Source organism: Rhodospirillales bacterium (assembly GCA_016712595.1).
Classification (GTDB): Bacteria; Pseudomonadota; Alphaproteobacteria; order Rhodospirillales; family Defluviicoccaceae; genus Defluviicoccus.
The window spans coordinates 30362-51201 of record JADJQT010000002.1 but is presented as its reverse complement, the minus strand read 5'-3'; the positions used below and the strand labels follow the sequence as shown (position 1 = coordinate 51201).

General features: G+C 62.8%; 19 protein-coding genes and 3 pseudogenes. 16 read left to right on the top strand and 6 right to left on the bottom strand.

Annotated features, from left to right (window positions below; translation table 11 throughout):
- Nucleotides 1-277 precede the first annotated feature (277 nt).
- Both IPK66_12180 and IPK66_12175 read left to right on the top strand, forming a co-directional pair.
- Entirely contained in the window at nt 278-2545 is a 2268-nt protein-coding gene (locus IPK66_12180; protein MBK8175986.1) for a polysaccharide biosynthesis tyrosine autokinase, read from the top strand.
- A 121-nt stretch (nt 2546-2666) separates the two neighbouring features.
- A complete protein-coding gene (locus IPK66_12175; GenBank protein MBK8175985.1) occupies nt 2667-3950 on the top strand; it encodes a right-handed parallel beta-helix repeat-containing protein in 1284 nt (427 codons plus the stop codon).
- 140 nt (nt 3951-4090) lie between these two features.
- On the opposite strand, the pseudogene IPK66_12170 reads toward IPK66_12175, so the two are convergent.
- Together IPK66_12170 and IPK66_12165 are read right to left on the bottom strand one after the other, a co-directional pair.
- Nucleotides 4091-4978 (bottom strand): annotated as a pseudogene (locus IPK66_12170) (IS630 family transposase).
- Nucleotides 4979-5063: 85 nt separating this feature from the next.
- Complete coding sequence (locus IPK66_12165) at nt 5064-5351, bottom strand: hypothetical protein (protein MBK8175984.1); 288 nt, start codon at nt 5349-5351, stop codon at nt 5064-5066.
- A gap of 76 nt (nt 5352-5427) precedes the next feature.
- Here IPK66_12165 and IPK66_12160 point away from each other — a divergent pair, with 76 nt between their 5' ends.
- Nucleotides 5428-5793, top strand: a complete 366-nt coding sequence (locus IPK66_12160) for a transposase (GenBank protein ID MBK8175983.1) — start codon at nt 5428-5430, stop codon at nt 5791-5793.
- A gap of 320 nt (nt 5794-6113) precedes the next feature.
- Nucleotides 6114-6831: pseudogene (locus IPK66_12155) on the top strand (IS630 family transposase).
- A 33-nt stretch (nt 6832-6864) separates the two neighbouring features.
- On the opposite strand, the gene IPK66_12150 reads toward IPK66_12155, so the two are convergent.
- Nucleotides 6865-7101 carry a hypothetical protein gene (locus tag IPK66_12150; protein ID MBK8175982.1) on the bottom strand — a complete coding sequence of 79 codons (237 nt, stop codon included), beginning with the start codon at nt 7099-7101 and terminating at the stop codon, nt 6865-6867.
- Between the two features lie 202 nt (nt 7102-7303).
- Here IPK66_12150 and IPK66_12145 point away from each other — a divergent pair, with 202 nt between their 5' ends.
- Together IPK66_12145 and IPK66_12140 are read left to right on the top strand one after the other, a co-directional pair.
- Nucleotides 7304-7474 carry a hypothetical protein gene (locus tag IPK66_12145; GenBank protein ID MBK8175981.1) on the top strand — a complete coding sequence of 57 codons (171 nt, stop codon included), beginning with the start codon at nt 7304-7306 and terminating at the stop codon, nt 7472-7474.
- Nucleotides 7471-7683, top strand: coding sequence for a hypothetical protein (locus tag IPK66_12140; GenBank protein MBK8175980.1), 213 nt, complete (start codon nt 7471-7473; stop codon nt 7681-7683). The genes IPK66_12145 and IPK66_12140 overlap by 4 nt, the downstream gene beginning before the upstream one ends.
- 66 nt (nt 7684-7749) lie before the next feature.
- Here IPK66_12140 and IPK66_12135 read toward each other — a convergent pair whose 3' ends face one another.
- The gene (locus tag IPK66_12135; GenBank protein MBK8175979.1) at nt 7750-9252 is read right to left on the bottom strand and encodes a sigma-54-dependent Fis family transcriptional regulator; all 1503 of its coding nucleotides are present in this window, start codon (nt 9250-9252) and stop codon (nt 7750-7752) included.
- Between the two features lie 481 nt (nt 9253-9733).
- On the opposite strand from IPK66_12135, the gene IPK66_12130 reads away from it, so the two are divergent.
- On the top strand, nt 9734-10720 hold the full coding sequence (locus IPK66_12130; GenBank protein ID MBK8175978.1) for a polysaccharide biosynthesis/export family protein: 987 nt from the start codon (nt 9734-9736) through the stop codon (nt 10718-10720).
- A gap of 30 nt (nt 10721-10750) precedes the next feature.
- Nucleotides 10751-11956, top strand: a complete 1206-nt coding sequence (locus tag IPK66_12125; protein MBK8175977.1) for a hypothetical protein — start codon at nt 10751-10753, stop codon at nt 11954-11956.
- Between the two features lie 64 nt (nt 11957-12020).
- Here IPK66_12125 and IPK66_12120 read toward each other — a convergent pair whose 3' ends face one another.
- Both IPK66_12120 and IPK66_12115 read right to left on the bottom strand, forming a co-directional pair.
- Nucleotides 12021-12563, bottom strand: coding sequence for a polysaccharide biosynthesis/export family protein (locus tag IPK66_12120; protein ID MBK8175976.1), 543 nt, complete (start codon nt 12561-12563; stop codon nt 12021-12023).
- 133 nt (nt 12564-12696) lie between these two features.
- The gene (locus IPK66_12115; protein ID MBK8175975.1) at nt 12697-13251 is read right to left on the bottom strand and encodes an N-acetyltransferase; all 555 of its coding nucleotides are present in this window, start codon (nt 13249-13251) and stop codon (nt 12697-12699) included.
- Between the two features lie 206 nt (nt 13252-13457).
- Between IPK66_12115 and IPK66_12110 the strand changes: the two genes are divergently transcribed.
- From IPK66_12110 to IPK66_12075, 8 genes and pseudogenes are all read left to right on the top strand, one after another.
- Nucleotides 13458-13772 carry an STAS domain-containing protein gene (locus tag IPK66_12110; protein ID MBK8175974.1) on the top strand — a complete coding sequence of 105 codons (315 nt, stop codon included), beginning with the start codon at nt 13458-13460 and terminating at the stop codon, nt 13770-13772.
- Nucleotides 13769-14599: a hypothetical protein gene (locus IPK66_12105; GenBank protein MBK8175973.1), complete on the top strand. Its 831-nt coding sequence runs from the start codon at nt 13769-13771 to the stop codon at nt 14597-14599. The genes IPK66_12110 and IPK66_12105 overlap by 4 nt, the downstream gene beginning before the upstream one ends.
- Nucleotides 14600-14654: 55 nt before the next feature.
- The gene (locus IPK66_12100; protein ID MBK8175972.1) at nt 14655-15620 is read left to right on the top strand and encodes a methyltransferase domain-containing protein; all 966 of its coding nucleotides are present in this window, start codon (nt 14655-14657) and stop codon (nt 15618-15620) included.
- Nucleotides 15617-16753, top strand: coding sequence for a polysaccharide deacetylase family protein (locus IPK66_12095; protein MBK8175971.1), 1137 nt, complete (start codon nt 15617-15619; stop codon nt 16751-16753). Before IPK66_12100 ends, IPK66_12095 begins: the two co-directional genes overlap by 4 nt.
- A gap of 135 nt (nt 16754-16888) precedes the next feature.
- A pseudogene (locus IPK66_12090) lies at nt 16889-17913 on the top strand (Gfo/Idh/MocA family oxidoreductase).
- Nucleotides 17913-19055, top strand: a complete 1143-nt coding sequence (locus IPK66_12085; protein ID MBK8175970.1) for a DegT/DnrJ/EryC1/StrS family aminotransferase — start codon at nt 17913-17915, stop codon at nt 19053-19055. The pseudogene IPK66_12090 and the gene IPK66_12085 overlap by 1 nt, the downstream one beginning before the upstream one ends.
- Nucleotides 19039-19812 (top strand): acyltransferase, encoded by a 774-nt coding sequence (locus tag IPK66_12080; GenBank protein ID MBK8175969.1) that lies wholly within the window; start codon nt 19039-19041, stop codon nt 19810-19812. Before IPK66_12085 ends, IPK66_12080 begins: the two co-directional genes overlap by 17 nt.
- Nucleotides 19809-20825 (top strand): NAD-dependent epimerase/dehydratase family protein, encoded by a 1017-nt coding sequence (locus IPK66_12075; protein ID MBK8175968.1) that lies wholly within the window; start codon nt 19809-19811, stop codon nt 20823-20825. The genes IPK66_12080 and IPK66_12075 overlap by 4 nt, the downstream gene beginning before the upstream one ends.
- Nucleotides 20826-20840: the final 15 nt, after the last annotated feature.

Genomic DNA, 20840 nt, shown 5'->3' with positions numbered 1-20840 from the left:
TGCCACCGTTGGTCGAACGTATGTTCAGATGGTCCGACCGTTGGGCCCTTGGTTAACCCTTGATTGAACATTTGAGTCTATCACTTGTGCTGAAAGCGGTTCCAGCCGTGTCGTTACGTTCTGCGGCAACGCCGTGGTTCGGCCATATCGATGCCGCATGGAAGGCGTGTTACCCCCGCAGTCCGACGGGAAGAACAGACGGCAGATCGCCATGGACAAAACGGTTCCATCGAGGAGATCTGCGACGATGGCGTCCTCAACTAGAGCGAGCACTACCGTGAATTACGTTTCGGAGCCGACCGCAACGAACCAATCAAAGTCGCCATCGAGCCTTTTGCTCGCTCCTCGCGAATTTGATCTTGCGTTTTTGTTGAGAGTATTTTGGCGGCGCAAGAACATGTTCATCGGCATCGTCGTTCTGATGATGACCCTGGCTGTACTCGGTTTGTCGGCAATCACGCCGCTTTACACCGCGCAGACCGACATCATCATCGAAAGCCGCGAGCAGAAGGTGGCTGATTTGACCGCCGTCCTCGGCGACGTCCTTCCCGACAAGGAGGGACTGCTCAGCGAAATCGAAGTCATCCAGTCGCGGAACATCGCAGACAAGGTCATCGACCGGATGAATCTCGCCAACGATCCGGAATTTAACGACGAGCTGAAACCGAAGAGCTTTGTCCGCATCGCCTTGGACGACGCACAGGAAATGCTCGCTCAGTATCTGCCACCCGAGACGTTTGCCTCTTTCTTCAGCGGAGAGGATCGGCCGCTGAGCGACGAGCAGCGACGGATTCGTGAACGCGATGCTATCGTCAACGCCTTTCTTGACCGGCTGGCAGTCAGCGTAAAGGGGCAATCTCGCGTAATTGTTGTCTACTTTACTGCGGAGGATCCGCAAAAAGCGGCTCTGATCGCCGACGCCGTGGCCGACGTTTATATCGATGATCAGCTCGAGGCCAAATTCCAGGCAACGCAACGGGCCAACAAATGGCTCGCCGGCAAGCTGCAGGATCTGCGTAAGCAGGTGTCGCAATCGGAGAACGCCGTTGAGGAATATCGCAGGAGAGCGGGCCTGCTGCAGAGCAAAGATGGCACCTTGATCTCCCAGCAGATGGCCGATCTCAACACTCAACTCATTGTTGCACGCACCGAGCGCGCCGCCGCTGATGCCCGGCTTGGCCAAGTGCGGCAGATGATCCGTGCTGCTGGCAACGCCCAGGCCGCCGCCGACGTTCTCGGTTCCCCGACGATTCAGGAGCTTTCGAAACAGGAGGCCGAAGTCAAGCGGAAGATCGCCGATCTGTCGCAGGAACTGGGCGACCGTCACCCTCGTCTGATCAGCGCGAAGGCGGAATTGCGCGACCTGGAATCGAAAATTACCTCGGAAGTCAACAAGGTTGTGCAGAAGCTGGACAATGAAGCCGGGGTCGCGCGGGCCCGGGAGGCAGCTCTCCAGCACAGCGCCGATCAGTTGGAAGGACGGTTGGGGCAAGCCAACGCATCTGAGGTACAGCTGCGCGCCCTGGAGCGAGAGGCGGACGCCAACAAAGCGCTTTTACAGCAGTTCCTATCGCGATTTGAGGAAATCACCGCGCAGTCCGATCTCGTCGCCCAGCAGACAAATGCGCGTGTGCTCTCGGAGGCAACGATTCCCGAAAAGCCCTCTGAGCCGAAAAAACTACAAATTCTTGTGCTGGTGTTTATCGCGTCATCGGTATTCGCCGCAGCCTTGATCCTTCTCGTCGAGAATATGGAACGAGGCTTCCGCTCGGGTGAACAGATCGAGCAGTCCACCGGGGTGAGGACGCTCGGCCTTATGCCCGTGTTCAAGAAGCGTCGGCGCGATGGCGGCCTTCAAGATCTCCTCGTTGGCCATTCCACGGTGTTCGGCGAGTCGATTCGCTCAATCTATACCAGCATTCTCATCTCGAACTTGAAGCCGGCGCCGCGCACCGTGCTGATCACCTCGTCACAGCCGAAAGAAGGCAAGACAACTCTCGCAGTCAGCCTTGTACGGATTGCAGCGAGTTCGGGGAAACGCGCGGTCATCGTCGAGACCGACTTGCGCAAGCCGAACGTCCATCGTCTGATGAGACTCCAACAGACGCCAGGGTTGATCGACTACTATGGCGGCGACGCAACGCTGGACGAAATCCTCCATCAGGATGAAGCCAGCGGTGCATGGGTTATCCCCTCAGGCCGGCTGAACACTGATCCGACCAAGGTACTGACTTCGGAAAAGGTTCGTGATCTCTTTGTCACGCTAGCTCGCGATTTCGATCTTGTGGTCGTGGACTCACCGCCGCTCATGGCGGTGTCCGACGCGCGGCAGCTGGCGCCGGATATGGATGCGACCGTTTTCGCCGTCCGTTGGGGCAAAACGCCCCGCGAGATCGCTCGGCAAGGCCTGAAGGAGCTCCTTGAGACGGGCGCCGTCCTCAGCGGCACCGTCTTAACGATGGTCGATCCGACTAAGCACGCGCGCTACGGGTTCGGTGATTCTGGTTATTATTACAAGTCTGTGAAAAGCTACTACATGACTTGAGACTGTCCACAGTGATCCGGGCAAGAGAGAAGCGGTCCTCTCTTGCCCGCCTGAGGCATTCCGTGAATGCGTTTTCGTTTCGAGGGTTTTGATCCGATCTCCAGCGGAGTTTGGACACGCGATGAGTATTGGCACGAGGCGGCGTCTGCTGCGCGCAGGCGGTATCGTCGGAGGCGCTCTTTTCCTGCTGGGGGGTGAGAGCAGCCGAGCGACGGCGCAGCCCGGCCCGGCTGCTTCGACAGGACCGACCATTCTGGGACGTCCTCTTCCCGATACCGGCTACATCATTCACGGCGACGGCGGCGATACGACGGCGCTCTGGCAGGAGGCTTTCGCGGGTATTGCGCGCGCCGGTCGTGGGTTCGTTCGTGCCACTGGCGAACATACGATCAGCGAGGGCTTGGAACTGCCGCATGCAACATCCTTGCTGATTTCTGGTGATGGCGATGCAGTCTTGCGCAAAGGCAAAGCCGGTCGTGCGTTTCGTCTGTTCTCTCAGGACCAGCCTCAGGCAGCGTTGCCAATCCTCGTGGTTCGCGACATCCGTCTCATTGGCGATTGGGACGAGGTGACATCCGATGGTGGAGATGACACGCGCTGCCTCGCAGTGAGCGGCTATCACCGTGTCGTCATACGCAACGTTGCAGGCGAGGGCTTTCGCAACATGACGTTCACGGCCGGCGACTGTGACGAAGTCGAGATCGATGCCTGCCGTGTTTTACGATGCGCCCGCGATGCCATCAATCTGAGTGGATCACGCTTCGTTAAGGTTACAAACTGCACGATCCAAAACGCATGGGATGACGCTATCGCCGTGCACGTTCCGCGCAATGTCACCGACGTCAATCGACGATACGCGACGATCATCAGCAACAACCAGATTCTACAAGCGAACGGCATCAAGGTCCTTGGCGGACATGACATTACGATTACCGGCAATCAGCTGATCGCGCCGCACAACTACGGCGTCTTGCTCGGCTGGGATCCGTACTGGCGTGAAGGCGCGGTGCCGCATGCAAATGTCATCATCGCCGACAATATCATCAGCGAGATGATTTCCCATGATTACCTCCCGGGCCAGGGCCGCATCGGTGTTGGCATCTGCTTTGCGGACGCTGGCCGAAAAATCTCGAGCACGCGCGTGACAGGCAACATCATCACCAAATACAAGCCCTCCGGAGCCGGCGTTCACTACTCGGATTGGGGGTTCGGGCCGCATTCAGGCGAACATCGGATGCTCACCGCCGACGGCTGGAAGGATCCGGAACTGATCCACGGTCATATGGGCAAGGGCATCGGCATTCGCATCACCGCTTCGAATGCCGACGATGTCAATGAAATAGCCGTCAACGGCAATACCTTTGCCAACCTCGCCGCCGACGTCGAGCGCCGCGTCGAACGCTGACGCCCCCGACCAGTGAACCGCATCGAGTTTGGCGGAGGCTGATTGATCGTAGAGACCTGTCGGGTGTCAAGATAGGTCCGCATCCATGTCTTGCCGTAACACCATCGTCCCTTATACAGCCTTATACCAAGTCCCATTGATCAGAACCGATGCGCCCAGTTGCGCAGTCCGATCGGCATAATGCGCCAGGGCTGCGGGACGCGCTTGTTCCAGGCTTGGCGGCAGTGATCGACGATGTCGTCGAAGGACGTGAAGACCCGGTTGGAGAGGCAGTTGTCGCGCATGAACTGCCAGACGTTTTCGGCGGGGTTGAGCTCCGGGCGAGCGCGGCGGGAGGAGGACGATGGAGATGTTCGCCGGCACGTCGAGCCTGTCGGAAATGTGCCAGCCGGCCTGATCGACGAGGAGAACGGCGTGCGCGTCGGCGGCGACTGCGAGCGATATCTCCTCGAGATGCAGGCGCATCGCCGCGGTGGTGGAGGACGGCAGGACCAGGCCGGCGGCCTTACCCTCGGCCGGGCAGATCGCGCCGAGGATATAGGCCGAGCGGGTCCGTTGATCGTGCGGCGCCGACGGCCGCGTGCCCCGCATCGCCCAGCACCGGGTGCGCTTGTTCTTCTGGCCGATCCGCGCCTCGTCGGCGAACCAGACCTCTATCCGCTTGCCCGCCGCCTTGGAGCGCGCGATCTCCGCCAGGATCGCGGGGAAGCTTTTTTAAAAGCCACCGCCGCTGCGGGGTCCTGCGCGTGATGGCGCGGCCGGGCGGAGAGCTTGCGATAGCCCATCGACCGGATCACCCGGCTCAGCGTCTGCTTGGCGACGACGATCCGGAACTCCTCCCACACCCACGCGATCAAATCCACCAGCCGCCAGCGTACGACGCCGTGCACCGCAGGGATCGGTCCGTCCTCGCTGAGCTGCGCCAGCGCCCGCCACCGCCGGCTCTGGTTCGCGTCCCGGCTCTGCCGCGCCAGCTTGCGCAGCGTGATCCCGTCGAAGTCCGCGCGAAGCGCTATCGCCGACCCCATGCAAACTCCATCTCGTTTGCCAGCCTTGAATCTGGAGGCTTCTGTGAGGTCGCGGACGAGGTCTTCGGCGTGCGCCGGCGCGACCTCATCGAAGCCGGATTGAACGAACCCGCGGATGGCCGAGCTGGGGGATTGTTGCTGCGTCTGGTGGTCCGAGACCGCTTTCGGGCGGCTCGGCATGGGGATCGATCCGGCGCGGTCGAGGCCGGCGACGCCGGGCGGTGTGTAGGGCGGCGACAAGAATTCGCACCGGATTGAAGCGCAGGCGGGCTTCATCCTGGGCCTGTGGAAAGAGCAGCGTGACATCACGCTGGTCGAAGTGCAGCGTCAGTTGGCCGAACGGGGCACGCCGGTCGGCATCGGTACCGTCCACCGTTTCTTCCAGCGCCGCGGCATCACGCGCAAAAAAGACCGGACACGCGACCGAGCAGGACCGTGCGGATGTCCTGATGCGCCGGCTGGCATGGTTCGAGGCGCAGCCCGATCTCGATCCGGACCGCTTGGTGTTCATCGACGAGACCTGGGCGTCCACCGCCATCGCACGCACCCATGGCCGCGCCCCGCGCGGTGAACGGCTGCGCATAGGCGTGCCGTTTGGCCACTGGAAGACGACGACGTTCGTCGCCGGTCTGCGGCTGTCGGGCATCGTCGCGCCCATGGTGCTGGACGCCCTGATCAACCAGCGGGCCTTCGATGCCTATGTCGACCAGATCCTCGTGCACGAGCTCAAGCCAGGCGACATCGTGATCATGGACAATCTCTCAAGCCACAAATCGCCCGCCGTCCGCACGGCGATCAAAAGCCGCCGGCGCTGAGTTGCGGTTCCTGCCCCCTACAGCCCGGACTCCAACCCGATCGAAAACGCGTTCGCCAAGCTGAAGCCCCTGCTCCGAAAAGCCGCCGAACGCACCGTCGACGGCCTCTGGCGCACCATCGGCTCGCTCATCGATCTATTCACACCAGCCGAATGCGCAAACTTCTTCACCCCCGCAGGATATGAGCCAGAGTGAGTGGAAACCGCTCTAACCGATCACCCCACTCTCGCGACAGCGGGTTCGTTCAATCCCTCTCGAGAGTCTCGAATACAGGGACTTGGTATTACTCGGCGGATCTCCGGGATCGCGTTCAAGGTTACATCGATGCCGGCCATTCGCGGCGCGCGGCGTCGCGGCGTTTCGCGGTGAGTTTGAGCTTTGCCGTCAAATTGGCGCGGCGTGTCGCGTCCTCGAGCTCGACGGCGCCGGCCCGGCAAGGTCGTCGGCCGGGTGAGAGCAAGCTGCAGGCGCGGCTCGAGGCGATTATCGCCTGGCTCGAGGCGGAGCCGCGCATGCGCCTCGAGCCGCATCGCCTCGTCTTCGTCGACGAGACGGCGACGGCCACGAAGATGACACGGCTGCGTGGCCGGGCGACACCGGCGGCTCGCGGCGCGGGCACCGTTCGGCCACTGGCAAACGCAAACATTCGTCGCCGCGCTCCGCTGCGACGGCCTGACCGCACCGTGGATCATCGATCGGCCGATGAACCGCGAAAGGTCCGACCTCTGGGTCGAAACTCAGCTCGCCCCCACCCTGGAGGCCGGCGACGTCGTCATCCTCGACAACCTCGCCGCCCACAGCAGCGAAAAGGCCAAGGCGGTCGTCGAGGAGCGCGGCGCCTGATTCCTCTTCCTGCCGCCCGACAGCCCGGACTTGAACCCGATCGAAATGGCCTTCGCCAAGCTCAAGGCCCATCTCCGCCGCATCGGCGCCAGAACCATCGACGCCCTATGGCGCGCCGTCGGCGACATATGCAGCCTCTATACCGTAGACGAATGCCGAAATGACCTCGTTGCCGCTGGCTATGCGTCCGATTAAAGCCTCGATGCTCTAAAAAATCCCGCTCGACCGTCAGTTGCCCGATCTTCGCGTGCAGTTGCCCGACCTCCCGTTTCCGAGCGTGCTCGGCATCGACGCCCATCCCGGGGTCGAAGGCCCGTGCCGCATCGTCCAGCAACGGCTTCTGCCAAGCATGATCTGGGTGGGGTGAACCTCATAGTGCACGGTGAGATCGGCCATCGTCGCCTGCTCCCCCAGCGCGATCTTCGCCTTCAGTGCCGCATCGATCTTCCCTCCCGGCCTCTTCACCGCCTACCCCGCAAGCAAGACCGTCGTTGAAGGGCCGGTGGAGATCACGCCATAACGAGGGATAGCGCGACGCCTGCGGACGACGGGATACTGTTTCTCGGGGAAGCTTGGCCCGACCCGATCGAGGCGGGAATCCGCGATCGGATCCGCGGCTTCATCAAAGAGCTGATCGAGAAAGAGTTGGCTGCCGCGCTATGGCCGGATGACGCAGCAGGTGGAGGCGCTGATTGCCGGCACTTACCACGCCGGCACCAATACCCGTCGCGGGCGCCGGGCGCTGCTCGACGACCTCCTCGCCCGCAGCCTGAAGACCCCCGAATTCCTGATCGTCGACGGCACCGCCAGCCTCGAGACGGCGCTGGCAGCGCTGTGACTGGAGGTACCGACCCAGCGCTGCACCTTCACAAACGCCACAACCTGTTCGCCCATGCACCAGAGCAACTGCACAAGGAGGTTTCCGCCGACTACACCGACATGATCTCCCCCGAAACCGCGAAAGAGATCGAGGACCGGCGCAAGGTAGACGGCTGGCAGACATTGGCCACCACGCCGACCACCGCGGTCGTAGACCTTGCCGCCTGATTGGCTAACTCAAGCCGCCGGAGACGCCATCACGGTAATTCCGATCATATTCCAGACAGCACCTTTTCAGAATTCGCCGCCCCGCTCCCATTGCTGGCGCTTGCGGTAGATGGTTGACGGACTGACGCCGAGGGCGGCGGCGGCGCGCGCGATGTTGTTGTTGCAGGCGCGGATCGCCCTGTTGATGATATCGCGCTCAACTTCCGCCAACGGTTTGATTTTAGCGACAGACGGCGCATCATCGCTAGTTTCGTCATCGCTGGAAGCGTTGTCGGTAGCAACGGCCCGGCTCCCCGCGAACGTTTCTACCGGCATCAGCCGGCTAAGCTTCGCCGACGGTCCGGATAGCTCGGGTAATGCCTCGGCGGTCAGCACTTCGCCATCATTGAAAACTACCGCCGTCCGCAGCACGTTTTGCAGCTGCCGGACATTTCCTGGCCAGTGATAACCCGCGATCGTCGCTTCTGCGCACGGCGAGAGCCGGCGAAACTGCTTGCGCTCTTCAGCGGCGTACTGGGCGAGCAGCGCCCGGGCGATCTCGACCGCATCGCCACCGCGCTCCCGCAACGGCGGCAGCCGGATCGCGATGACGTGCAGGCGGTAATAGAGATCCTCGCGGAACCGCCCGGCCTGCACCTCGTTCGCCGGGTCACGATTGGTCGCGCAAATGATGCGAACGTCGACCCGCTCGCTCTTGGTCGCACCGACGCGTCGGATCGTGCCATCCTGCAGAAAGCGCAGCAGTTTAGCTTGCAGATCCCAATTCATCTCGCAAATCTCGTCGAGGAACAGCGTCCCCCCGTCAGCCTGGATCGCTGCCCCCGCACGGTCACGGACAGCGCCGGTGAACGCGCCCTTGACGTGGCCGAAAACCTCGGACTCGATCAAGTCGCGCGGGATGGCGCTGCAGTTGATGGCGATATGCGGTTTATCCCGCCGCGGTGACATGCCGTGGATTAGGCGGGCGACCACCTCTTTGCCGGTTCCGCTCTCGCCGGTCACGAAGACCGTTGCCTTCGATGCCGCCGCGGTGCGTATGGTTTCGTGCACCGCCCGCATCGGAGGCGACGATCCGACCAGCGCCTCCGCGACCGATCCGTCGACCGACACGTTGGTCATCTGCCGCCCGTGTCCGCCGCCGTCCAGAGCATCCCGCGCTGCCGCGATCAGCCGTTGCACTCCGAATGGCTTGACCAAGTAATCGTAAGCACCAAGGCGCAGCGCGCGAATGGCTCCATTGAGCGAGCCATTGGAGGATGTCACGACCGCAGCAGCTCGGCCTTGCCGCGCGCTGATGTGCTTGAGGATTTGCAACCCGTCGATATCGGGAAGATCCATATCGAGGATTACCAAATCGGTCTGCGCTTTTTCGAGCTCATCGAGAGTCCCGCGACCAGTCGCGACCGTCGTTACGTTCAATCCTATTTCCTGCAGGCTTTTTGCATACACCAGTGCTTGAGACGTGGCTGCATCCGCAATTAAAACATTGGGAGTAGTACCGCCCCACCATTTTTTTGAAACATTTTCGCAAAGCGATCGATTATTCAATTCTGTCTTGTCGGTCTCCATGTTGGCACCCCGTCAGCGCTCAACGACCAACCCCCCCTTGATTTTAAGAGCACGCTCGCTCTGGTGTTGTAGAATCAGGCAGTTTCTTTCCTAATGGTTTCCAAGCAAAACGCGCCAAATCATGCGCGGATAGGCTGCTAAGTGCAACAAAATAAAGGTGGTACCCCAATAGCGGCAATTACACCTAAAAAAATATAGAACCTTTAGCACGTGATGTCCGACCGATTGACGCAAATTCTATTTGCTCGCGACATTGACGTGCACAGTGGATGCCCCGTAGGAAAAAGAGTGAGTGATTTGGCGGATAACGTCCTCCAATTGAACAAAATACTACATTTTCTCGTGATCGGCGTGCACAGTGGATGCCAGTTAGAAAAAAGAGCGAGTGATCTGGCGCAAAATGTCCAGTAGATTGAAAAAAATGCTACATTCTCTCGCCATCGGCGTGCGTAGTGACTGCCGCTCAGGAAGAAGAGATTGCATGAGCGCGTCTAACAAAAGTTGGGTTTTCGCCCTACCTCGCCTCAATTCGCCAACACGTCGACCAACCCAGGGCCAGCGGCGCTGGCATAAGCTGTGGACCTTTTTGTTCATCGCCGCCGGACTGGGGGCTGGCCCGCTCGCCGCCGCAGACAACGCGACGCCAAGCGACCGGCCATCTGCGTCGGCCTGGTCGGATGCCGACGCAGATGGCCGGTCGCCGGAATACCGCATCGGCATTTATGACGAACTGTTCGTCGAACTGCACGGCGAGCCGGACTTGTCGCGCTGGGTCATCGTCCGGCCCGACGGCTACGTCAGCGTGCCGCTGGCCGAGGACGTGCCCGCCTCCGGACAGACTCCCGCGGAGCTCGCCGCCACCATTGCCAAGCGGATGGCGCGTTATCTGGTCGCGCCACAGGTTTTCGTCACCGTTGAACGATCGGCAGGGTCAGCCGGCACGGAGCCGACGGCCTCAGCAGCATCGACGCGCAGCGTGCGGATTATCGGCGGCTCGCAGGTGCCGAAGGCCATCCCCTACCAAGCTGGCATGCGCCTGTTCGACACCATCGCCGCAGCCGGCGGCTTTTCCCCCAAAGCCGATGTCAGTCGCGCCGTCCTCGTTCGCGGCGATCGCGGTGCAGTGCAGACAATCGCGCTGCGCTTGGGCGATCTGCTGAAAGGCGGCGATGCACCCGCCAACATCGCTATCGAGCCGGGCGACATCATCGTCATTCCCGACGGCTTTTTCAGCGGGGAATGGCGGCATACCGTTTCGGCTACCATTTCCAACGTCTACACCGATAACTACCGCCTCGATCCGGCCGGCGAAGCCGACCCGGCGCTGATCACCGCGCTCACGCCATCCGTCGAGATCGCCGGCAGCAGCGCGCGGATGACCGGTGCGCTGGCCGCCTCGCTGACCGGCGAGTACGTGGCGCTGACCAGCAAGAATGTGCGTGCCATTCCGAACGTGGTGGCGACCTAAAATACCGAGCTTTCGCGCGGCGTCGCCTACGTGGATGCCGCGGCCGTGGTCTCGGAACTGAATCTGAATGCCGCAACGCCGACCTTCGATACCACCAACGATACGGGATCGGCGTTGGTTCAGTCCTACCAACTCAGCCCTTATGCGGTATCCCGACTGAAGGATATCGGCTACCTTGAGGCACGCTCGGTCCTCGCTGGCAGCCTCATCAGTGGTAGCGGCAACGGCAGTGCCACCGGCGGCAGCGGTGGGTCGAACCAAGACAACACGTCGCTGTCCGACAGCCTGACCACCGGCGCCCAGCTCAAGCTGTTCAGTTCACCCGAGCAGCGCTCACGCCTGGAATGGGAGAGCCAGGCCGGCGGCGCGCGCACCACCCGCTTTGGCGCCGGCGACGTCACACTGCTCGGTGCCTCGGTCAAGCCCGAATACGCGATCTCACACTGGCTTTCAATGTCGGTCACCGGCGGCTGGGGGCTACTTGATGATGGCGGCGAGACGCTGCAAGGTCCCGAAGTGTTAATCGGCGGCCGCTATGAGCCATCACCGCAGTTTCGCATGCGCGCCTCGGCTGGCTGGCGGCTCGAAAACCCCGAGGCGGAGGTTTCCATTGGTTACTCTCCCACTCCGACCACCAGCTTATCGGCGCGCTACCGCGACTTCGTCGGCGTCGGCCAGACGACACTGCTGCGCACGGTGAGCGACCTCAGCTTCGATACCGAGACCCACCGTTTCGTTGACCGCGGCAGCAGCCTGCCATTCTCGGCCGATCTGACCGGCATCACCCTCAGCAACGACCTGACCCGAACCCGGCGTGGCGATCTCGACGCCGCCCGTGGAATCGGCGGCGAGATCGTCGGAATCGGGGCGTTCATGGTCAAGCAGGAGGCCGTAGGCAACGGTAGTTCATCCGAAAGCGGCGGCTCATCATCCGCGACCAACCAAACGTCAGTCGGGGTCGGCGGGCAGTGGACGCATCCGATCGATCGGGCGACCAGTCTCAGCACGGCAATTTCGTTCGCCGTCATCGAACAGGACGAAGACGGGAACGCTGGACAATCGAGCGGGAATTCGGGAACGCTGCACGACGTCGGCCTGCTGATGATCGCCTCGCACCAACTCACCGACGAGGTTTCGGCTTTCGTGGGCTACCGGTTTCGGCGGCGTCTCGCGCAGAGCAGCCAAGATGAGTTCACCGAAAACGCGGTGCTGCTCGGCCTGACCCGCCGGTTCTGAGCAAAGACGCGCCTCGGCCCTGGTGCTCGGCCGGAGTGCGAGTCGGCAGCGTCGGGGCGGGGGTCTAAATGTAGCGCTGCGGGATGATCAGGATGTCGCCGGGATTCATCGCGACGTTGGCGCCGATGTCTCCGTCGCGGATGAGGTCGTCGAGACGCACGCGATACTGCTTTTGCTTGCCGTCGCTCATCCGCGAGATCACCGCCTGGTTGCCGGATGCGAACTCGGTCAGGCCGCCGACCGCAATCATCACGTCGAGCACCGTCATCTTGTCGCGGTAAGGAATGGCCTGCGGCTTTTGCGCCTCGCCGATCACCCGGATCTGCTGATCGAAGGTACCCGAGAAGTCGACGACCATGACAGTGACGATCGGGTCGACGACAAACCCCGACAGCCGCGCTTCGATGTCGCGAGCGAGGCGGGTCGGCGTCTTGCCGGCAGCGTCGACATCGTCAATCAGCGGCACGCTGATCCGTCCGTCGGGCCGCACCCGCAGCGTCTTGTGCAGGTCGTCATTACGCCAGACGAAAATATCGAGCGTATCGCCGGGGCCGATCAAGTAATAAGGCGCAGGCATGCTGTCCTGCCCCCGAGGCGCCAGCGGCATCGCCGGCTCGCTGCAGCCCACCAGTACGGTGATCGCGGCGATGGCCGCGGCGAACAGCGCACCAGCGAGGGCATTCCCCTGCCTCCCCTCCGCTGCACTCGGTCCGGCCACGCTCGTAAGCTCCGCTGACATCTCAATCTCCGTGATTTGTCCCATCCGGTGTGCAAACACCATGCGAGTCGGCGGCCTCCTCGCGGCGGACATCCCCGCGCTCTGGCACACGCACGTCGCCGATCACCCGCGCCGGCACGCCGGCGACGATCGCATAGGGCGGAACGTCGCGGGTGACCACTGCCCCGGCGCCCACTAGCGCCTCTTCGCCGATGGTCACGCCGCAGACGATAGTGGCGCTGCTACCGATCGACGCACGGCGCTCGACGCGGATAGTCTCGAGAGTCCAATCTTCCGCCGATTGCAGGCTGCCGCTGGCACTGGTTGCGCGCGGCCGGCGGTCGTTGGTGAACATTACCCCGTGACCGATGAACGCCTCGTCGGCGATGGTCACACCTTCGCAGATAAAGGTGTGTGAAGAGATCTTGCAGCGCGATCCAACCACGGCGTTGCGTTGGATTTCCACGAACGCGCCGATGCGGGTTTCATCGCCAATCTGGCATCCGTAAAGGTTGACCAGCGCCGGTTGGTGGATCGTCACGTCACGTCCCAATTGAACATCGTCGGCGATCGGCATCCTCTCTCCCCTGGCTCGCGATACCCGTCACACACCGTAACACACAGCCACGAGCGCCGTCACGAGACCCCACGTCGCCCGCCTGCCGCCTGTCTCTCGCCTCCGGCATGTTCTTTGCTCGACGCCCGGCACACAGACGACGCGAAAGGTCTCGCATCATGAATATAAAAATAGGCCGGGGTGCGACCGGGACAGTGATATACCCGATGGATGGCGTCTTTGATGCGACAATAATTACCGAGGTTCGCGCAACTCTAGAGCGCGTCATAACCGAAGGTTTTGGTGATGTTTACATTGACTTGCGCGAAGTAACATTTATGGATTCGGCGGCAATCGGTTTGATTGCGTTCGCATTCAAACGCTTGTTTGTTGCAGATCGGCAGATGATCTTGATCGGCCCAAACGCTCAGCCCAAGCAGCTGCTGGAATTACTGCGCATCGACCGCATCATCGACGTCCGCGCTTCGCTGCCCGCCGACGAAATCAGTTGGTCAGCGCCCGCTGAAGAGCGGGCGGCGTGAAACGCCTCGGCGGCGCCGGCGGGAGCGCGGACGGCGACGGGTCTTCGCCTTCGACGGCGTCGCTGCGACAGGGGCCGTCTGGCGAGACCGCGGGCGGCCAAGCGATGCGGCGGGAACGGGCGTTGCTGCCGATCCACCATCCGGAGTTGGACGCGATCTTCCGCCGGACCGTCGGCAAATCGGCGCGCACCATCTGCGTAACCGCAGCCAATCCTGGCGAGGGGGTGACGACCTTTGCGCTGGCGCTCGCTCGCCGGGGAGCCGCGGGCGGGCTCAAGAGCGTGATCGTCGATGCCGACGTCGTCAACAGTGACGCGACACTGTCGCGCGGGCTGTCCCGGCGTTTTTGGTCGCCGATCGACCTCTCGCCACGCGGCGCCGTGGTGCGCATCGACGACTGGGGGCTTGGCCTGTTGCCGGCACCCACCGGCGCCGATCCCCTCGTCTTCCGCGATCCGCAGTTGCTGCGCCGGATGTTCAACGTCGCCCTCGAGGATTTTGACTTGGTCATCGTCGACGCTTCGGCGGTCCACGACGACAGCGGATACGCCATCCCGGCCGACGGCATCGCCGCGAGTTGTGAAGCGACCGTGCTGGTCGTCTCCGCGGGCGTCACCTCCGAGCACGTGGTGCGCCGGGCGGCCGCGCGACTGGCGGCAGCGGACGCGCACCTGTGCGGCGCCGTGCTCAATGACCGCTTCAACCCGTCGCTTGCCGACGAGTTGTGCCGCCAGGTGCAGCGGCTTGCACCGCTCGCCCCGGGTCTCGCTGCGCGGATGAACCGATGGGTTCGGCGCAACGCCCTTCTCAACATGCAGATTGGATGACATGCGTTGCAATTTGCGATGAGGATTGAAACTTGGTCAGCGAAAGGCGTGGACGATGTCAGGCGCTAGCACCCACGCTGCCGGTCCGGTCGCCCTCGCGCCGGCGACGCCGAAACTGCCGCGGCTGTCAGCGGCGGCATCGGGACTGATCCGCTGCCCGTCCTGCGGCGCGCACATCGAGGTCGGCGAGACGGTGGCGCGCTGCCGCAACGACGAGTGCGCTGCCACCTTTCATCGCTCCGCCGCCGGCACCTGGGATCTTCGCCTCACGAAGCCGAAGGTGGTGCTGCGCACCAGCAGCATCGGCATCCCCCAGCCAACCGGCGTCGACGGACGGGTGCTTGCCAACAACCCCACACCGGAGGTCGACTGGAGCGGAATGGCACGACCAAAAGGGTTGCGTCGCCGGCTGCAAAGCCACCTGCCGCGCGCCACTGTCAGAAGCATGCCGATGCTCGACGTCGGCTGCGGCACGGCCGATCTCGCCCCGGTATTCCGCCATTGCGGCTTCGAATACGTCGGCGTCGACGTCTGCGGCGATGCGCCCAGTGTCCTCGCCGACGCCATGGCGTTGCCGTTCGCCGACGAGTCGTTTGGCTTCGCGTGGTCGAACGCTGTTTTGCAATACGTATCCTATCCGGACGTCGCGCTTGCCGAGATCGCCCGCGTTCTGCAGCCAGGCGCGGTCTTCATCGGCAGCATCGGCTTCATCGAGACCTTCGATGGCGCCAACATGCATCTCACCACGTGGCGCGGCGCCCGCCAACTCTTCGCCGACGCAGGCTTCACCATCGAGCATCTCGGTCCCGATGATCGCTGGACCGGCACGCTCGCGCTGTTTCGGGCGCTGTTTCCCGGGCTGCCGTTCATGTTGAGCTCCGCACTCGTCAGCCCGGTGAACGCGGTCTCCAGACTCTATTGGCAGGCCGCGCATCGAATCCGCCCCGCGGTCAACCCGAACGAGCGCTTGGTCAAGATCACCGGGGGCTTAGAGTTTATTTTGCGGAAGCCAGCACAATGACCACATCGCTTTGCTTCTCCCCACTTCGCCGCCAATCGCATCGCGGTGGCGACGGCGCCCGTTCCGTAACCGCGAACAGGCAAACGGGGCTCGCTCGATCGAGCCTGCGCCTCTTTCACCGCCTCGGTGGGAACCGCCTGCTACATCACCTGTGGCCGTCGCGACTGACTGTCCTCGCCTATCACCGCATCGCCGACACCAGCCGCAGCGATTTCGTCGGTTTCGCCGCCAATGTCAGCGCTACCGCCACCAGCTTCGACGCCCAATTGCGCTGGCTCAGACAGCACTTCCACATCGTCTCACTCGATGAGGTGCTGGAGTGGCTGGACGGCAATACCACCCTGCCAAACAATCCGGCGCTGATCACCTTTGACGATGGTTACAAGGACATGCTCGATGCGGCGCTGCCGGTATTGCGCCGACACGCGGCTCCGGCGGCGCTGTTTCTCGCCACTGATTGCGTCGGCAGTTCAAAGCCGTTCTTCTGGGATCTCGCCGCCTACTGCTTCCACCACACTGCGCGCTGCGAGGCGTTCCTGCCGCTCACCGGCTCGATTGCCTGGTCCGACGAACCAGGGCGGCGGCAGGCACTGCACGAGTGGATCACCGCCGCTAAGGCCTTGCCGTGCGAGGCGCTGCCGGCGGCGGGTGCAGCGCTGGCCAGCGCCCTTCAAGTGCTGGTGCCGGAAGACGCATTTCGCCACCTGCACTTGAGCTGGGATGACGTGCGCGTCCTCGCCCGCTCCGGCGTCGCCATCGCCGGCCACACCCGGAGCCATGCAATCCTTAGCCGTATTCCGGCGGCACAGGCCCGCGCCGAGATGGTCGAATCGAAGCGACAAATCGAGGCCGAGGTCGGCGTTGTGGTGCGAGCATTCGCCTATCCCAACGGTCTTGCCGACGACTACCGGCCGCAGGACGTCGCGATACTCCGTGACGAGGGATTCACCGCCGCCTTCACCCTCGCCGACGGTCCGTCAACGCTTGCCGCGGTGCACCGCCATCCACTGGAGATCAGGCGCGTCCTCGTGATGGCTGACGACGACGAGGCGGCGTTCAGCGCCAGGCTGGTCGGGCTCACGCGTTTCGTCCACTCGATCCGCAAAAAAGTGTCGTGGAAGTTTTCCGATTAATTTGTCTGGCATAAAACCGGCATCGGAATTGCAGTCCTCATCACCGTCGAGAACGTCAGCAATAGCGGGCAGAGGGGGACACAAGACGTGTCAGGTATCAGCTTGGGGTACCGATCATCTGGATCGGCATCCGACATAGGTGTCGGTGTAATCGGTTACGGATATTGGGGCCCAAATCTTGTTCGCAACTTCTCTGAAAAGAATAACGCGCGAGTTATCGCGATAAGTGATCTTGCTTCAGAGCAGCGTGATCTTGCTTCCCGCCGCTATCCAGGCACAATTATCACGAACAACTACCATGATCTTTTGAGCAATCCTGGAATAGATGCTGTAGCTATCGCCACGCCTGTGCGCAATCACTTCGAAATCGCGCTTGCAGCTTTGCGTGCTGGCAAGCACGTTCTTGTCGAAAAGCCGATGACCGAGACGGCAGAGCAGGCGAAGCACCTCGTCGACGAAGCAGCGCGGCGCAATCTTGTACTGATGGTCGATCACACGTTCGTCTACACCCCGCGGTGCAGAAGATCCGTGAGATGGTCAACACCAACGTCATCGGTAGCGTCTATTACTATGATTCTATACGCGTCAACCTTGGCCTGTTCCAGCGCGACGTCAACGTCATCTGGGACCTTGCCGTACACGACTTCTCGATTTTGGAATATGCGTTGGCCGACCACGCCGTGGCGGTGTCCGCCAACGGCGCACGCCACCTCCCGGAAAGCCCGGAGAACATTGCCTACATCACCGTGTTCTTCCAAAGCGGCATGATCGCGCACATCAACGTCAACTGGCTGGCGCCGGTGAAGGTGCGCAAGACCCTGATCGGCGGCAGCGAAAAGATGATCGTCTATGACGACCTCGAGCCGAGCGAGAAGGTCAAGATCTACGACAAGGGCGTGACTGTGCACGGCGATCCGGAGCGGATTCGCGAGATGCGGATCGGCTACCGCGCCGGCGACATGTGGGCACCGCAGCTTTCGACCAAGGAAGCGCTGCGCACAGAGATCGAACACTTCCTCGATTGCATCATCGACGGTGCGACGCCGACGACCGACGGGCTCGCCGGCCTGCGCGTCGTCGAAATGCTCGAAGCGACAACCGGCTCGATGGCCAAGCGCGGCAATCCTGTCGAATTCCCGCCGTTGCGGAGGGCTTCGTGATGCCTCTGGTCGCTGCTGAGCCGGTTCCCTTCCTCGACCTCAAGGCGCAGTACCGCTCGATCGGCCCGGCGCTGCAATCGGCGGTGAGCCAAGTCCTGGAGAGCGGGCAGTACGTCCTCGGCCCGTGCGTCGAGCGTTTCGAGACCGCGTTCGCCGGCTACTGCGGTGCCGGGCACGCGATCGGCGTCAATTCCGGGACCTCGGCCCTGCACCTAGCGCTGCTGGCCGCCGGCATTGGCGCTGGCGACGAAGTCATCACCGTACCGATGACCTTCGTGGCCACGGTCGCGGCGATCCTTGCCGCCGGGGCGACACCACGCTTCATCGATGTTACCGCCGATGCGTGGACGATGGACGCGAGCCAGCTCGAGGCGGCGATCACGCCGCGGACCAAGGCGATCATCCCCGTGCACCTGCACGGCCGACTCGCCGATATGCCGGCGATCCTCGCCATCGCCCGCCGCCACCAGCTGATCGTCATCGAGGACGCGGCGCAAGCCCACGGAGCCGCGGCACACGGCCGGCGCGCTGGCACCTTCGGCGACATCGGCTGCTTCAGCTTCTATCCCGGCAAGAATCTCGGTGCCTGCGGCGAAGGTGGGGCGGTGGTCACCGACCGCGACGATTTCGCGGCGCGGGTCCGCTCGCTACGCGACTGGGGCCAAGCAGAGCGCTACCGTCATGTCCTGCGGGGCTTCAACTACCGGATGGACGCCATCCAGGGCGCGGTGCTCGGTGTTAAGCTCGACCGGCTCGAAGCCTGGATCGCCGCCCGCCGCGCTATCGCTGCTGCCTACGACGCCGGTCTCGCCGACGTCGACGCCGAGCGCCCGGCTGCCGCCGGCGACGATCACGTCTGGCATGTCTACGCGGTGCGGGTGCGCCAGCGCGAGCGAGTGCGCGGCGCGCTGACCGCGCTCGGCATCGCTACCGGCATGCATTATCCGATTCCTGTGCACCTGCAGCCGGCCTACGTCGATCTCGGCTACCGAGCCGGCGATTTTCCACAAAGCGAAGCCATGGCCGCAGAAACCCTGTCATTGCCATTGTTCCCGGAAATGAGTGAAGCGCAGGTCCATCGGGTCTGCGCCGCGATGGCGCAAAGCTGCGGACAGGGGGTACGCGATGTTGACGCGGCATGAACGCGAGGGCATCCGGATCGTCGCTGCCGTCGGCGGCCGCCGGCCCATCGAAGCCGATCCGCCGTTCGAACGTGGGTTTTCCGACGAGCTGCGACGGCGCTGTACCGCAGAGGACATCGCCGCGCTATTTGCCCGCTTCTCGCGCGGCGAGGGCTACATCGAGACGATGATGCGGCGCACCTGCGTTCGCGCGCTCGCCGCACGTTGCGGAGATGATCTGCGCATCGCCGCCAACGTCGGCTTTCGCCATCTCGAGACCTTCGAGTTCGGAAACGGCGTCATCATCTCCGAGGGCAGTGTCCTGCACGGCCGTTTCGACGGCCGATGCGTGATCGGTGACAAAGTATGGATCGGGGCGCACAGCTTCCTCGACGCGCGCGACCTCGTCCTCGGGAATTGCGTCGGCTGGGGGCCTGGGGCCAAGGTTCTCGGCTCCGAGCACACCGGTGAGCCGATCGATGTGCCGGTCATTGCCACTGACCTGCGCATCGCCCCGGTACGCGTCGAGGACTGGGCGGATATCGGCGTCAACGCCGTGCTATTGCCGGGCGTGACCATCGGACGGGGCGCGCTGGTCGGTGCCGGTGCGGTGGTCACCCAGGATGTTCCCCCCTTCGCCAAGGTCGCGGGAGTACCGGCCCGAATTATCGGCTGGCGCTCGACCGACGACAGTGTCGCGCCGTTGCCACTCCCGGCGAACGGGAACGGCGGGAACGGTTACGACCAACCTTACACAAAGAAAGGACCCCAGCAATGAGGCAGGCACGCATCGCATGGCCCGACGCACGGGTGCTGGTGACCGGTGGTGCCGGTTTCGTCGGCTCGCACATCGTCGATCTGCTCGCAGACGCCGGGTGCCGGAATATCGTCGTCGTCGACAACATGATCCGCGGCCGCGTTGAGAATCTCGATCGGGCGATGGCGCGCGGCGGTGTGCAACTCGTCGAAGGCGATATTCGCGACCGCCAGCTCATGGCCGATCTAGTCGAGGGGGCCAACATTGTCTTCCATCAGGCAGCACTGCGCATCACCCATTGTGCCGAGGATCCGCGCGCGGCGATCAACGTCATGGCCGACGCCACCTTCGATCTGCTCGAACTGTGCGTGCGCAACGAGATCGCCAAAGTGGTGATGGCCTCTTCGGCGTCGGTGTACGGCATGGCCGATGCGTTCCCGACCGACGAGCGTCATCATCCCTACAACAACCGCACCCTCTACGGCGCCGCCAAGGCGTTCGCCGAGGGAATGCTCCGCTCGTTCAACGATACCTACGGGCTCAATTACGTGGCATTGCGCTATTTCAATGTTTATGGCCCACGCATGGATATCCATGGGCGCTATACCGAGGTAATGATCCGCTGGATGGAACGGATAGAGGCCGGCCAACCGCCGATCATCTTTGGCGACGGATTGCAGACCATGGACTTTGTCCACGTCCGTGACGTCGCGCGGGCCAATCTGTTGGCCGCCGAGGCCGATGCCTCGGACGTCGTCTACAACATCGGCAGCGGGACCGAAACGAGCCTTGCTCAGGTGGCACGATCGCTGACGTCGGCAATGGGCGTGAATGGACTCACGCCGATCTATGCCGATCAGCGCGCGGTCAACCCGGTACCACGCCGCCTCGCCGACGTCGCCGCGGCGCGCCGGGAACTCGGATTCATGGCAACGATCGGTTTCGAAGCCGGACTACGCGAGTTGGTCGACTGGTGGCGACAAACACAGGCGATCGGGTCGGCTCGTGTCGCTCTGCCAGGAGCGGCGGCGTGATTCCTATAGCCCGGC